The organism is Streptomyces sp. NPDC002057, assembly GCF_040296665.1.
Classification (GTDB): domain Bacteria; phylum Actinomycetota; class Actinomycetes; order Streptomycetales; family Streptomycetaceae; genus Streptomyces.
Genome location: NZ_JBEOXR010000031.1, coordinates 12467 through 25578 on the forward strand (window position 1 = coordinate 12467; position 13112 = coordinate 25578).

Consider the following 13112-nt stretch of genomic DNA (forward strand, 5'->3'; position numbering starts at 1 on the left):
GGGTCCCGGAAAAGCGCCTCGGACCTGCCCCGGACCACGATCCGGAGGGGCCGACGAGGGCCGGTGTCGCGGAAGCATCGCACCGCCGTCACGCGCTCGTCACCGTGCTGTCGTGGTCCCATCGAACTCGCCGACCCCGGCGTGGCCTGAAAGTACGCGGTGCAACCCCCTGGGCCCGTACCGCCGTTGATCACTCCTCCCCCACCTCACATACTGCGCTGACCGCCGGGCGGGCGCCGTCGCGCCCCCTGGCCGGAATCCACCACTCGACCTCGTCCCACACTCCTGGGGGAGTTTTGCGCGCACATGTGAAGAGAGCACGCGCCTTCACCATCACAGCGGCCACCTCGGTGGCCCTCGTCGCGGGAATGACCGGCCCCGCGACCGCGATCGCCGCGAACACGGCGACCGCACCCGGCCCCGCACGCCTCCAGGGCGACCAGCGGATCCAGCTCGTCACCGGCGACCACGTGGTGGTCGGCGCCGAGGGGCAGGTACGGGGCTTCGAGGCCGCCAAGGGCCGCGAGCACATACCCGTCCAGGTGCAGCGCATCGCGGACCGCACCCTGGTGGTGCCCGGCGACGCGCGGCGCCTGATCGCCGAAGGCCGCCTCGACCAGCGGCTCTTCGACGTCACCGAGCTCTCCGACCCGCGGTTGCGCCGGAGCCACCGCGACGGGCTCAAGCTGATCGTGCGGTACGACGGGGGCGCGGCCGCCGCCCGGGCCGAGGTGCGCACGGCCGGTGACACCCAGCTGCGGCGCACCTTCCCCACCCTCAACGCCGACGCCGTCCGTGCCTCGGCGGACGACGTCGCCAAGGTGTGGGAGGCGCTGACCGACCGGCCGAAGGCGGGCGCGCGCGCCGCCGCCTCCGGTATCGCCACGGTGTGGCTGGACGGGGTGCGCAAGGCGAACCTCGACAGCGGCGTCCGGCAGATCGGCGCCGACAAGGCGTGGGAGGCCGGCTACGACGGCACGGGCGTCAAGATCGCCGTCCTCGACACCGGGGTCGACAGGACCCACGAGGACCTCAGGACCCAGGTCGTCGGCGAGAAGAACTTCTCCTCCTCCCCCGACGCCGTGGACCGGGTCGGACACGGCACCCACGTCGCGTCGATCGCCGTCGGCACCGGCGCCAGGTCCGGTGGCGTGTACAAGGGAGTCGCCCCCGGCGCCAAGGTGATCAGCGGGAAGGTCCTCGACGACGAGGGCTTCGGCGACGACTCCGCCGTCCTCGCGGGCATGGAGTGGGCCGCCGCCGAGGGCGCGGACGTGGTCAACCTCAGCCTCGGCAGCGGTGACAGCCCCGGCGTCGACCCCCTGGAGGCGGCGGTGAACACACTGACCGCCGAGAAGGGCATCCTGTTCGCCGTCGCGGCGGGCAACGACGGCGAGTTCGGCGACTCGACCCTGGGCTCTCCGGGCACCGCGGACGCCGCGCTGACCGTCGGCGCGGTCGACAAGGACGACAAGCTGGCGGGCTTCTCCAGCATCGGCCCGCGCCTCGGCGACGGTGCGATCAAGCCGGACGTGACCGCGCCCGGCGTGGCCGTCACCGCGGCCGCCGCCCCCGGCAGCGCCATCGACACGCGCCCCGGGACCCCGCACCCGGCCCCCGGCTACCTGCAGATCGACGGCACCTCCATGGCCACCCCGCACGTGGCGGGCGCGGCCGCGATCCTGAAGCAGCTGCACCCGGAGTGGAAGTCGACCGAGCTCAAGGGCGCGCTCGTCGCGTCCACCAAGGGCGGCGCCCACACCGCCTTCCAGCAGGGCTCGGGCCGCGTCCAGGTCGACAGGGCGCTCGCCCAGAGCGTGATCGCCGATCCGGTCTCGCTGAGCTTCGGCGAGGCGCGGTGGCCCCACGCCGACGACCCGCTCGTCACCAGGAAGGTCGGTTACCGCAACCTCGGGACCAGCGACGTCACCCTGGACCTGTCGGTGTCCACGCTGGACCCGACGGGCAAGCAGGCCCCGGCCGGGTTCTTCACGCTCGGCGCGACCCGGGTGACCGTGCCCGCCGGCGGCAGGGCCGAGGTCGACCTGATCGCCGACACCAGGATCGGCGACGCCGACGGCACCTACTCGGGCTACGTCACCGCCACCGGCACGGGCCAGTCCGTCCGTACGGCCGCGGTCGCCGTCCGCGAGGCGGAGTCGTACGACATCACGCTCCGGACCCTCGGTCGCGACGGCGCGGACGCCGCGGACTTCTCCAGCACCCTGACCGGTGTCGGCGGCCCCGCCAAGGGGTTCTCGACCCGTGTCGACAACGAGCCGGGCACGCACCGGATCCGTGTGCCGAAGGGCTCGTACACCTTCAACACGGCCGTCTACCAGGACCCGTCGGACTACACCAAGGGCACCGACTGGATCGCCCAGCCGAAGCTGGAGATCACCGGTGACACCGCGCTCGTCGCCGACGCGCGCACCACGAAGCCGGTGAACCTGACCGTTCCCGGCATCGAGACGGCGGACTACGCGGGCACCTACTACGAGGTCGCCACCGACATCGGCCGGGTCGGCAACGGCTGGGTCCTCAACGGCTTCGCCGGCTTCCGCACCGCCCATCTGGGCCCCGCCGTCACCGACGGTTCGCTCCTCCAGACCTGGGACGCGCACTTCGTCAAGGACGCCACCACCCAGTACGCGGTGGCCTTCGGCGGCAGGACCAACAGGATCGCTACCGGCTACACCAAGCACGTGAAGGCGAACGAGCTGGCCACGCTCAAGGTCGGTCTCGGCTCGTCCGCACCCGGGAAGCGCGTGCTCGCCTCCCCCTACGCCCATCTGCCGGGAGCGCCGGAGGGCAACGGGTTCTCCGCGTTCCAGGCGGCGCCGGGCACGCGCACCTTCCTCGTCTCCACCGCCGACGGCGTCTCCTGGCTGACCAGGTTCAACCAGTTCGGCGAGCCCGACGAGTGGGGCTACCCGGCCTTCGAGGGCGCGTACGAGATGGGCCGGCCGAAGACCTACGCGGCCGGCAGGACCTACCGGGAGACGTTCGGCACGGGCGTCCTCGGCCCGCTCCTCGGCCAGGACATGGGTGTCTTCCGCACCGCGCCCGACCCGGCCACCGGTGAGCAGCAGATCGTCGGCGCCCTGCCGCTGTTCGCCGACGGCGAGGGCCACGCGGGACGTACGAAGCACACCTCGGCCACGACGACGCTGTACCGCGACGGCGTCAAGGTCGCCGAGAACGACGACCCGCTGACCGGCGAGAAGCCGTTCACGGTCGACGCCTCGGACGCCGAGTACCGGCTGACGACCTCCGTGGAGCGTTCGGCGCGGGTCGCCGCCGTCTCCACCCGTGTCGACGCCGCCTTCACGTTCCGCTCGCGGCAGGTCGCGGCCACCACGGCGCTCCCGGTGTCCACGGTCCGCTTCGCGGCCCCCGTCGACCTCGCCTCGCGCGCCCCGGCGGGCACGCCGGTCCTGGTCCCGGTGACCGTGCGGGGCTCGGCGGCCGGGAGGAACCTCAAGTCGCTCGCGGTGTCCGTGAGCTACGACGACGGGAGGACCTGGCAGCCCGTGAAGGTCGTGAACGGCAGGATCTCCGTGAAGAGCCCGGCGAAGGACAAGGGTGTCTCGTTCCTCGCCGAGGTCGCGGACCAGCAGGGCAACACCTCGACCCTGACGATCCACAACGCGTTCCTGGGGAAGTGAGGCCGCCCCGGTGACGGGGTTCGGGTGACGACGATGTGCTGGAATGCGTCCGAGGACGCGTTCCAGCACATTCGTACGTTCCGGGGAGACCGCGCATGCACCACCACTTCGATGTCGAGTCGCTGACGGCGGGACGGTGGCGCAACGGCGGCGGCGCGACCAGGGAGATCGCCTCACGGCCGGCGGGCGCCGAGGAGTTCGGGTGGCGGGCGAGCGTCGCCGACATCGACAGGGACGGGCCGTTCTCGGCGTTCCCGGGCGTCGACCGGACGTTCACGCCCGTGGCGGGCGAGGGGGTACGGCTCTCCTCCCCCGGGGTGTTCGACCGGTTGCCGGTGCGCGTGGGCGAGCCCGTCGGCTTCTCCGGCGACCTCGCGCTGACCGCCGAACTGGCGGGCGGTCCTTGCCGGGTGCTCAACATCATGGTGCGGCGCGGCCGCTGGGCGGCCCGGGTGGACCGGATCGCCCGCCCGGTCTCACCGCCCGCCGGTCACGCCGGGGTGCTCCACGTCCTGCGCGGCGGCTGGCGGGTGGGGGACGACGGGCGCGTCCTGGAACCCGGCCAGGGCGTGTGGTGGGACGCGGAGGACGTGACGTCGATCGGGACGGCGGCCCTGCCGCTCTCCGCGGACGCTGCCGCATTGTGGGCAGACCTCACCCCGCTGGCGTGAAGTAGCCATTCTTTTCCGGCAGTTACCGGCCATCCGGGAGTACGGGCCTTCCCGCGCGTCCCACCATATGGACTAGACCAATATTGATCACCGCGCCCCATGACCTGCGGGGGCGCCGATCCGACCTGCGGGGACCCGGACGAACCGGCGGACGGCGGCCGCCCCGCTCCACGCGGTTGGTCTAGACGTTTCCCGAAACCCGTCATTACGTTGTCCCACGAACGATCAAGGGAGCTCCCGGTCCCACTGTCGTCCTCACTCCATCATCCGGAGGAATCTCATGGTCAAGGCTCTGTCCAACCTGGCGGGTCGCGCCCTCTCCCGTGTCCTGCCGCAGGAGACCGCCGCAGCGGCGTGCGCCTGCCCGGCGGGCAGCTCCAGCTGGTGCTCCGGCGAGAACCTGTACCACCGGTTCTGCTGCTCCTGGAACTGTGCGGCCGCGCCGACCTGCACCGTCACCGTCATCTACGGCGGCTGCTGACCCGGTCGCCGACCGGTAGCCCCCCGCACGGGTCCCCGTCGACGGCTCCGGCCGTCGGCGGGGGCCCCGGGCCGCCGACGGCCCAGCGGCATCCGCACCACAGCACCCTCCGCGACACCGGACGGGTGACCCGGCACGAGGGACGACGAGGGACATGGAATACCTGCTCTTCGGCGCCCGATGCGCGCTGGCCGTGACCCTGGCGGCCTCCGCGATCGGCAAGCTCCGCGCACCCGGCGACTTCCGCCGGGCCGTCCAGGACATGGACGTCGTGCCCGACCGGCTGGCCGGCCCGGTCGCCGGCGCGGTCCTCGCCGCCGAGACGGCCCTGATCCTCCTCGTCTGGCTGCCCGGACCGCTCGGTGCGGTCGCGTTCGCCGCCGCCGCGGTGCTCCTCGCCGCCTTCACGGCCGTCCTGGTCGCCCTGATCCGTCGCGGCTCCGACGTCTCCTGCGCCTGCTTCGGGCAGTCGCGCACCCCGGTCGGCGCCGCCCATCTCGTCCGCAACGGGGCGCTGCTGGCGATCGCCCTCCTCGGAGCCGTCGCGGCCGCCGGGGGCGCCGGCGCCGCCCTGCCCCCGGAGCTGCCGGCCGCGCTCGCCGCCGCGTTCGCCGCCGCCGTCGTCAGCGCCCTGCTGATCTCCACCGACACCCTGGTCGACCTGTTCTCACGCCCTTCCTGAGCAGCCGTCACGACCGCGCCCGCCCCCGGCAGGCCCGACGGCCCGCCCGTCACCACGCAGCGCACCGAAGTGAGGCCCCCTTGTCCACCACAGCCACCGTCGTCATCTGTATCAACGCCGTCATCGGCGTACTCAACCTCTTCCTGCTCCTCGCCCTCGCCCGCCGCATCACCGGTGGCGAGCACGCCGGGCACTCGCACGGCGGCGAGGCCGCGGTGACCGTCCCGGAGAACCGCCTGGCCGACGGCTCCCCCGTCCCCGCCTTCCGGGTGACGACCCGCGAGGACGGCGCACTCGCCACCACGGACCTGACCGGCGCCACCGCCATCGGCTTCTTCTCCACCACCTGCCGCCCCTGCCGCGAGCAGGCGCCCGGCTTCGCCCGCGTCGCCGCCTCCCTCCCCGGCGGACGCGACGGCGCCGTGGCCGTCGTCACCGGCTCCGGCCCGGTGGCCGAGGACCTGGTGAAGCTGCTCTCCCCCGTGGCCCGGGTCGTCGTCGAGTCCGACCCCGAGAACGACCCGACGCTGCTGCCCGAGATCAGCCTGACCTCCGAGGCCTTCGGGATCGTCCGCTGGCCCAGCTACATCGAGGTCGGCGCCGACGGACGCGTCACCAACCGGGACTCGTCCACCGAGCTGTTCGCGGACTCCGCGCCGCAGACCGTCTGAGGAACCCGGTGATCTCCGCCCCGCGTACGAGAGAGCCGGGCCAGTACCGCGAGGCACTGCGCTCGGCGGTCGCCGCCTGCGCGCTGGCCTGGCGGTCGAGCCCGAGCGCCGTCACGGCGTACATGGCCGTCAGCATCGCCGGCGGACTGCTGCCCACCGCGTCCGCCCTGCTGGTGAGCGGCCTGCTCGACGGCCTCACCCGACCCGGCTCCGGCTCGCTGCTCCCCACGGCCCTGCTGCTCGTCGCGGCCACGCTCGGCATCTCGCTGACCGCGCCGCTCGGCGAGTACCTCCGGGGCCAGAGCACCAGGGCGCTGCGCGTCCGCGTCCAGGACGAGCTGTTCGACGGCGTCAACCGGCTCCCCGGCATGCGGCACTTCGAGGATCCCGCCTTCCAGGACCGGCTCCGGCTCGCCCAGCAGGCCGCCGGCAGCGCCCCCGACCTGCTGGTCGGCTCGCTGGTCAGCAGCGTGCAGGCGGCCGTGATGCTGGCCGGCTTCCTCGTCACCGTGACCGTCATCAACCCCGTCCTCGGCGCCGCCACCCTGCTCCTCGCCCTGCCCGCCCTGCGGACCCAGCTGGCCGCCGGCCGGCGGCGGGCGGAGGTGCTGCGCGACACCATGCACAACAGCCGCCGCGAGATGTTCTACGGCAGCCTGCTCACCGACACGGACACCGTGAAGGAGATCCGCCTCTACGGTCTGCAGCGCTTCTTCACGGACCGCGCCGCCGCCGAACTGCGCACCGTCGTCGGCGCCGAACGCGCCACGGACGTGCGCAACCTCCGGCAGCGCACCCCCGACCTGCTGCTCGGCGTCGCGATCTTCGGCATAGGCCTCCTGTGGGCCGTACGCGCCGCACGCCACGGCCAGCTCACCATCGGTGACGTGTCGGTGTTCATCGCCGCCACCGCCGGCATCCAGCGCGGTGTCAGCCAGCTCGCCAGCACCGCCGCCACGGCCTTCCAGGCGTCCCTCACCTTCACCTACTTCCGCACCCTGCGGGACGTCCCCGTGGACCTCGCCCTGCCGGACGCGCCGCGCGCCGTGCCCGGCCTCAGCGGCCGGATCGAACTGCGCGACGTGTGGTTCCGCTACACCCCCCGCTCCCCGTGGATCCTCCGGGGCGTCGACCTCACCCTCACCGCGGGTGAGGTCACCGCGCTCGTCGGAGTCAACGGAACCGGCAAGAGCACCCTGGTCAAACTGCTCTGCCGGCTGTACGACCCGACACGCGGCCAGATCCTGTGGAACGGGGTCGACATCCGGGAGTTCGACCCCGAGGCGCTGCGGAACCGGGTGACGGCGGTGTTCCAGGACTACGGGCGGTACGACCTCACGGCCGGGGAGAACATCGGACTCGGCCGCGTCGGCAGCCTCGACCGGACGGACCTGGTCGCCCGCGCGGCGGCCGACGCGGGCGTCCACGACCGGCTCTCCCGGCTCGGTCAGGGGTACGACACCCTGCTCAGCCGCATCTTCGCCGCCACCGGGACGGCGGGGGCCGCCGAGGGCGAACTCCTCTCCGGCGGCGAGTGGCAACGCGTCGCCGTGGCCCGCGCCTTCATGCGGCGGGAGGCCGACATGATGATCCTGGACGAGCCCAGCTCGGGCCTGGACGCCGCCGCCGAGCAGGAGATCCACGACAGCCTGCGCAAGCTGCGCGCGGACGCGACGGTCCTCGTCATCTCCCACCGGCTCAGCACCGTGCGCGACGCGGACCGCATCGTCGTCCTCGGCGACGGCCGGATCACCGAGAGCGGCACCCACGGCGAACTCCTCGCCGGGGAAGGCCAGTACGCCCGCCTCTTCCGGCTCCAGGCGGCGGGCTACCAGCAGCCGGCCGACGCGGAGGACCCGACGAACCCGGCCCCAGCACCGTCACCCGCCGCCCGCCTCCCGTAACGGCGCCGCAGGAAGGAACCCCGACCGATGTCCGACAGCGCCACCACCGCCGCGCTCCTGGTCCTCGCGGCGCTCGGTCTCGCCGCCGTCCTGCTCGTGGCGGCCCGGCGCGCCCTCCTCGTGGTCACCGTGCGCGGGGCCAGCATGACCCCGGCGCTCGCCCCCGGCGACCGCATCCTCGTCCTGCGGCGCCCGGCCCGGGGGCTCCGCGACCGCCACATCGTCGTCCTGCGCTCCGACCGCATCCCCGCCGCGGGCCGCGACGACCTCCTGGTCAAGCGGATCGCCGCCGCTCCGGGGGCGCGGGTGCCGCCCGGGGCGGGCGGCCGGGGAACCGTCCCCGACGACCACTTCGTGGTGCTCGGCGACAACCCCGGCCTGAGCACCGACTCCCGCGTGTGGGGCCCGGTACCGGCGGACAGCGTCGTCGGCGTCATGATCGGCCGCATCGCCCGCGGTGGGCACAGCGGTGGACACAGGGGTCCGTGAGTCTGGCGCCGACCGGCCCGCGCTCCTGCCCGGTGCGGGCCGATCGACTGTCCACGGACCCGCCGGAAGGGGGGTCGGCGGGTCCGTGGACGTCCGGAGCGGTCCCACGCGCTCAACGCCCTCCTGCCCCGCGAACCACGTCCCACACCCACCAGGAAGGTCATGCCGGAGTGAGGCACATCACGGGGTCCGCGGGCACGGGCGGACCCGATCGGGACCGTGCTAGCTTCCCTCCCGTGGTGGATCACCAGGAACGGACCAGAGCGGCCTACGACGGGGTCGTCGAACTGTACGCGTCGCTGTTCGCCGACCGGCTGGAGACACAACCGTTCGCGCGGGCCATGGTCACCACCTTCGCCGAGCTGGTGCGGGGGACGGGGAATCCGCGGGTGGCCGACGTCGGGTGCGGGCCCGGGCACCTGACGGCCATGCTGCGGGAGCTGGGGCTGGACGCCTTCGGGCTCGACCTCTCCCCGGCCATGGTCGAGCACGCCCGGCGGGCCCATCCGGCCCTGCGGTTCACCGAGGCGCGCATGGAGGCCCTGCCGGTCGAGGACCGCGCGCTCGGCGGCGTACTGGCCCACTACTCGATGATCCACACCCCGCCGGGCGAACTGCCCGCGCTCCTTGCCGAGCAGGCACGCGTCCTGGCCACCGGGGGCCTGCTCCTCGTCTCGTTCTTCGCGACCGACGCACCGGAGCCGGTCCGCTTCGACCACAGGGTGACGCCCGCCCACAGCTGGCCGGTGGACCGGTTCGCCGAGGTGCTGGCCAGGGCCGGGCTCGTCCCGTTCGCACGGCTGGTCCACGACCCGGCCTCCGAGCGGGGCTTCCTCGACGCCCACCTGCTGGCCCGCCGCGAGCGGTGAGGCGGCCGTGATCCGGCGGGCCGCCGCCTAGGAACGGTCGAGCGCCCGCGCGAGGAAGCGCTGGGTCGCCCGCTCCCGAGGAGCGGTGAGCACCTGCTCGGCGGTGCCCTGCTCCACGATGACGCCGTCCTCCAGGAAGCAGACCTGGTCCGCGACCTGCCGGGCGAAGTCCATCTCGTGGGTGGCCATCAGGATGGTCAGGCCGCGCCGCTTGAGGTCCGCGACGACGTCCAGGACCTCCCCCACGAGCTCGGGGTCGAGGGCCGAGGTGATCTCGTCGAAGAGCAGCAGCTCCGGGCCGGTGGCCAGCGCCCGGGCGATCGCGGCGCGCTGCTGCTGTCCGCCGGACAGCCGGTCGGGGTGCTCGTGCGCCTTGTCCGCGAGTCCGAGCCGGGCGAGCAGCTCGCGCGCCGACTCCTCGGCCCGCTTGCGCGGGACGCCGTGGACCTGGCGCGGTGCGAGCGTGATGTTGTCGAGCACGCTCAGGTGCGGGAAGAGGTTGTAGGCCTGGAAGACGATGCCGATCCGCCGGCGGGCGAGGTCGGGGTCGGCCCGGGGGTCGGTCAGCTCGCTCTCGCCCAGGTGGACGGTGCCGTCGTCGACGACGTCGAGCAGGTCGACGCAGCGGAGCAGGGTGGACTTGCCCGACCCGGAGCCGCCGATGAGGCAGACGACCTGGTGCTCGGCGACGTCCAGGTCGATCGACCGCAGGACCAGGCGCGACCCGTACCGCTTGCGAACGCCGCGGATGCGCAGCAGGGGCTGGGTCATCGGCCCGTCTCCGCCCAGGTGCGCTGCGCCGCTCGCCGCTGGAGCCGGTCGGCGAAGCGGGTCAACGGGATGGTCACCGCGATGAACAAGAGTGCCGCTCCCAGGTACGGGGTGTAGTTGAAGTCGTAGTCCGCCTTGATCTGCGCGGCCCGCAGCGCCTCCAGCGGGCCGAGGACGGCGACGAGGGCGGTGTCCTTCTGCAGCGCGATGAAGTCGTTGAGCAGGGGCGGCAGGACGTTGCGCACGGCCTGGGGCAGCACCACGTGCCGCAGCGTCTGCCGTTCGTTGAGCCCCAGCGCCTTCGCGGCGTTCCGCTGCGCGGGGTGCACCGAGTTCAGTCCCGCGCGGAACACCTCGCCGACGTAGGCGGAGTACGAGAGGACCAGGGCGATCACCCCGAGCACCCAGGGCTCGGAGGGCGTGCCCTGCAGCTCCAGGGCCGGCAGCCCGAACCCGACGAGGAAGACGAGCAGCAGGGTCGGTACGCCCCGGAAGACGTCCACGTAGACGGTCGCGGCGAGCCGCAGCGGCTGCAGGCCCGGTGCGCGGGTCACGCGGACCAGGGCGATGAGCAGGCCGAGGACGAGGATCAGCACCTCGGCGATCAGGAACATCTGGATGTTGAGCCAGAAACCCCGGAGGAGTTCGGGGAACGCGGCCCGGAACTCGCCGCCGTCGAGGAACAGTTCGGCGACCCGGTCCCATCCCGGGGAGGAGACCGCCGCCGCCCCCAGCGCCACCAGGCCGAGGAGGGTGCACAGGGAGGCGGTCCAGGTGTGGCGACGTCGGCGGGAGCGGCGGAACCGCTGCCGTTCGAGCTCGTGGTCGCTGGCTCGGTAGGTGTCGTCCGGCGGCGTGGCCGACGCGGGCGGCACGGTCGTCTTCGTGAGGTCCACGGTCGGCCCGTTACGGCTTCAGCTCGGGCACGTTCGCCGAGGCGGACAGCCACTGCGAGGTGATCCTGGCGAGTCTGCCGTCGGCCTTGAGGGTGCTCAGGGCCTTGTCGACGCAGCTGGTGTATCCGCTGTTCTTCGGCAGGAGCAGACCGAACTCCTCGGGGGTGCCGCCCGCGTAGCCGAACTGGCCGACGATCTTCCCGTTGTCCAGCTCCGCTCCGGCCAGGTAGAAGACGGTCGGCGTGTCGGTGACGATCGCGTCGATCTGACCGTTCTTGAGCGCGTTGACCTCGTCCTTGGTGGTGTTGAAGACACTCAGCCGGCGCGAGGGCTTGATCTGGTCGAGCACGGCCTGGTAGCTGGTCGTGGCGACCTGGACGCCGAGCTTGGCGTCCTTGAACGCGCCCAGGGACGAGGCCTTGGCGAACTTCGAGTCGCCCAGCGTCAGGATGGCCTGGTTGGCCGTGTAGTAACTCTGGGAGAAATCCACGGCTTTCGCGCGCTGCGGTGTGATGGAGATCTGGTTGATGTCGAAGTCGAAGGACTTCGCCCCCGGGGCGTAGGAATGGGCGAAGGGTTCGACGACCCATTTCACCTGGTCGCGACCGAAGCCGAGTTCACCGGCCACCGCGTAGGCCACGGCGCTTTCGAAGCCCTTTCCGTTGGACGGGGTGTTGTCCTCGAACCACGGGGCATAGGCCGGGGAATCGGTGGCGACGGTCAGCTGGCCGCGCTTGTGGAGGCTGGGGCTCTCGGTCGTGCAGTCGGCGCCGGAGGCCTTCGCTCCGGCGGTGCTCTTCGGCTGCGGCGCGCAGGCGGCCGCGGCCAGCACGACGACGACAGCGGAGGTGGCGAGGGCTGTTCGGGTACGGGACATCAGGGGTCCTTCTGAGGAGGGTCCGGAAAAGGGGTACGGGCGGGAGGCCGGTGCGGTGCGCTCAGCGACACAGATCGGCGGCGCAGCGCACGTTGTCCACGTGGCGGCGGCGTACCAGCGGAAGAGTTCCGGACATGCGTTTCAGCATTCCGGTCCGTGGAGACCGTCGTCAATCTCGCAGGTCACCGCCGGGGTAACGCGTTGATAACATGTCAGCTGGTGAGATGGAATACCTGATCGCCCTGGTTCAGGCCGAATACCTCGGCCGCTGAACCGCCCCGGACGACGAGTTCGGCGAAGCCGACCCCGGAACTCCCGACGGTGATTCCGGGCTCGCCGAGCGGGACGTCCGGAAGCCGGTCGTAACAGGGAACGACGACGCTGCGGCCTTCCCGTCGGTTGTGGACGGGAAGCCCCTCCGCCCGGTCGTAGCCGGGCAGTTCGGCGGCCGGCCGGTCCAGCTTGCAGTTGCCGAAGTTGTCCACGACGGCGACCCGCACCTCTCCGACGGAGAGCCGGCGCACCGCCCTCGGGCTCGCCGGCACCGGGCGGCCGTCGGCCAGCCAGCGGGCCAGCAGCGGCACGTACCAGAGGCTGCGGAACTGGGTCCGCACCATCTCCTCGACCTCGGCCGGCGCGAGCTCGGCCCATCCGGCGGCCGCGGCTTCCAGCACCTCGCGGACGTCGGTGACGTGGACCTCCTGCACGCCCAGGTAGGTCGCGAGCGGGGCGAGGACCCGGTCGCTGAGGGTGCTGATGACCAGGTGGTCCCCGTGGCGGAAGTAGCAGAACGGCACGCCGTTGGGCCAGTGCCCGTCCCGGGGGGCGATGTTGACCAGCACCACCACGGGCTGCGTCGGCCCGCCGGTCAGATCCGTGGAGCGGAGCAGGTCGAGCAGGGTGAGCGCGGCGGCGCCCTCGGGGTCCGGACCCCCCAGTGGCAGGACGGTCGGCGTGGCGCCGAAGAGGGCGGCGATCCGGGTGGACTGCCGGGCGAGCGCGTTGGGGTCGGCACAGTCGGTGAGGGAGACGACCGGTGGACGGGTCATGGTGGGTTCTTCGCCTTCTGTCGAGTGACGGCGGGGGGCGGGGGTGACCGAGAGGTCCGACGGGGGCGAGCGGGTCCCGTGGCG

The 13112-nt window shown here is 72.8% G+C and carries 12 protein-coding genes; 8 read left to right on the forward strand and 4 right to left on the reverse strand.

Going from position 1 to position 13112, the window contains the following annotated elements:
• Positions 1 to 308 precede the first annotated feature (308 nt).
• From ABT129_RS23095 to ABT129_RS23130, 8 genes are all read left to right on the forward strand, one after another.
• Positions 309 to 3668 carry a S8 family peptidase gene (locus ABT129_RS23095; RefSeq protein ID WP_502981870.1) on the forward strand — a complete coding sequence of 1120 codons (3360 nt, stop codon included), beginning with the start codon at positions 309 to 311 and terminating at the stop codon, positions 3666 to 3668.
• 95 nt (positions 3669 to 3763) lie between these two features.
• Positions 3764 to 4339, forward strand: coding sequence for a HutD/Ves family protein (locus ABT129_RS23100; protein ID WP_351904620.1), 576 nt, complete (start codon positions 3764 to 3766; stop codon positions 4337 to 4339).
• Between the two features lie 280 nt (positions 4340 to 4619).
• Entirely contained in the window at positions 4620 to 4820 is a 201-nt protein-coding gene (locus ABT129_RS23105; RefSeq protein WP_240449782.1) for a hypothetical protein, read from the forward strand.
• Between the two features lie 154 nt (positions 4821 to 4974).
• Positions 4975 to 5502: a MauE/DoxX family redox-associated membrane protein gene (locus ABT129_RS23110; RefSeq protein WP_351904623.1), complete on the forward strand. Its 528-nt coding sequence runs from the start codon at positions 4975 to 4977 to the stop codon at positions 5500 to 5502.
• Between the two features lie 80 nt (positions 5503 to 5582).
• A complete protein-coding gene (locus ABT129_RS23115) occupies positions 5583 to 6173 on the forward strand; it encodes a TlpA family protein disulfide reductase (protein ID WP_351904626.1) in 591 nt (196 codons plus the stop codon).
• Positions 6174 to 6181: 8 nt separating this feature from the next.
• Positions 6182 to 8077, forward strand: coding sequence for an ABC transporter ATP-binding protein (locus ABT129_RS23120; RefSeq protein WP_351904629.1), 1896 nt, complete (start codon positions 6182 to 6184; stop codon positions 8075 to 8077).
• A 27-nt stretch (positions 8078 to 8104) separates the two neighbouring features.
• On the forward strand, positions 8105 to 8566 hold the full coding sequence (locus ABT129_RS23125) for a S26 family signal peptidase (protein WP_351904632.1): 462 nt from the start codon (positions 8105 to 8107) through the stop codon (positions 8564 to 8566).
• A gap of 236 nt (positions 8567 to 8802) precedes the next feature.
• Entirely contained in the window at positions 8803 to 9435 is a 633-nt protein-coding gene (locus ABT129_RS23130; RefSeq protein WP_351904635.1) for a class I SAM-dependent methyltransferase, read from the forward strand.
• A 27-nt stretch (positions 9436 to 9462) separates the two neighbouring features.
• Here the strand turns inward: ABT129_RS23130 and ABT129_RS23135 are convergent, their stop codons facing one another.
• The 4 genes from ABT129_RS23135 to ABT129_RS23150 form a co-directional block, all read right to left on the reverse strand.
• On the reverse strand, positions 9463 to 10206 hold the full coding sequence (locus ABT129_RS23135; protein WP_351904638.1) for an amino acid ABC transporter ATP-binding protein: 744 nt from the start codon (positions 10204 to 10206) through the stop codon (positions 9463 to 9465).
• Complete coding sequence (locus tag ABT129_RS23140) at positions 10203 to 11102, reverse strand: amino acid ABC transporter permease (RefSeq protein WP_351904641.1); 900 nt, start codon at positions 11100 to 11102, stop codon at positions 10203 to 10205. Before ABT129_RS23140 ends, ABT129_RS23135 begins: the two co-directional genes overlap by 4 nt.
• Before the next feature lie 10 nt (positions 11103 to 11112).
• The gene (locus ABT129_RS23145; protein WP_351904644.1) at positions 11113 to 11979 is read right to left on the reverse strand and encodes an ABC transporter substrate-binding protein; all 867 of its coding nucleotides are present in this window, start codon (positions 11977 to 11979) and stop codon (positions 11113 to 11115) included.
• Between the two features lie 212 nt (positions 11980 to 12191).
• Positions 12192 to 13028 (reverse strand): SAM hydroxide adenosyltransferase, encoded by an 837-nt coding sequence (locus ABT129_RS23150; protein ID WP_351904647.1) that lies wholly within the window; start codon positions 13026 to 13028, stop codon positions 12192 to 12194.
• Positions 13029 to 13112: the final 84 nt, after the last annotated feature.

Bases quoted from the DNA above. Each gene is read 5' to 3' on its own strand.
- ABT129_RS23100 (WP_351904620.1), top strand. From the start codon at position 3,764: ATGCACCACCACTTCGATGTCGAGTCGCTGACGGCGGGACGGTGGCGC.
- ABT129_RS23105 (WP_240449782.1), top strand. From the start codon at position 4,620: ATGGTCAAGGCTCTGTCCAACCTGGCGGGTCGCGCCCTCTCCCGTGTC.
- ABT129_RS23110 (WP_351904623.1), top strand. From the start codon at position 4,975: ATGGAATACCTGCTCTTCGGCGCCCGATGCGCGCTGGCCGTGACCCTG.
- ABT129_RS23125 (WP_351904632.1), top strand. From the start codon at position 8,105: ATGTCCGACAGCGCCACCACCGCCGCGCTCCTGGTCCTCGCGGCGCTC.
- ABT129_RS23135 (WP_351904638.1), bottom strand. From the start codon at position 10,206: ATGACCCAGCCCCTGCTGCGCATCCGCGGCGTTCGCAAGCGGTACGGG.
- ABT129_RS23145 (WP_351904644.1), bottom strand. From the start codon at position 11,979: ATGTCCCGTACCCGAACAGCCCTCGCCACCTCCGCTGTCGTCGTCGTG.
- ABT129_RS23150 (WP_351904647.1), bottom strand. From the start codon at position 13,028: ATGACCCGTCCACCGGTCGTCTCCCTCACCGACTGTGCCGACCCCAAC.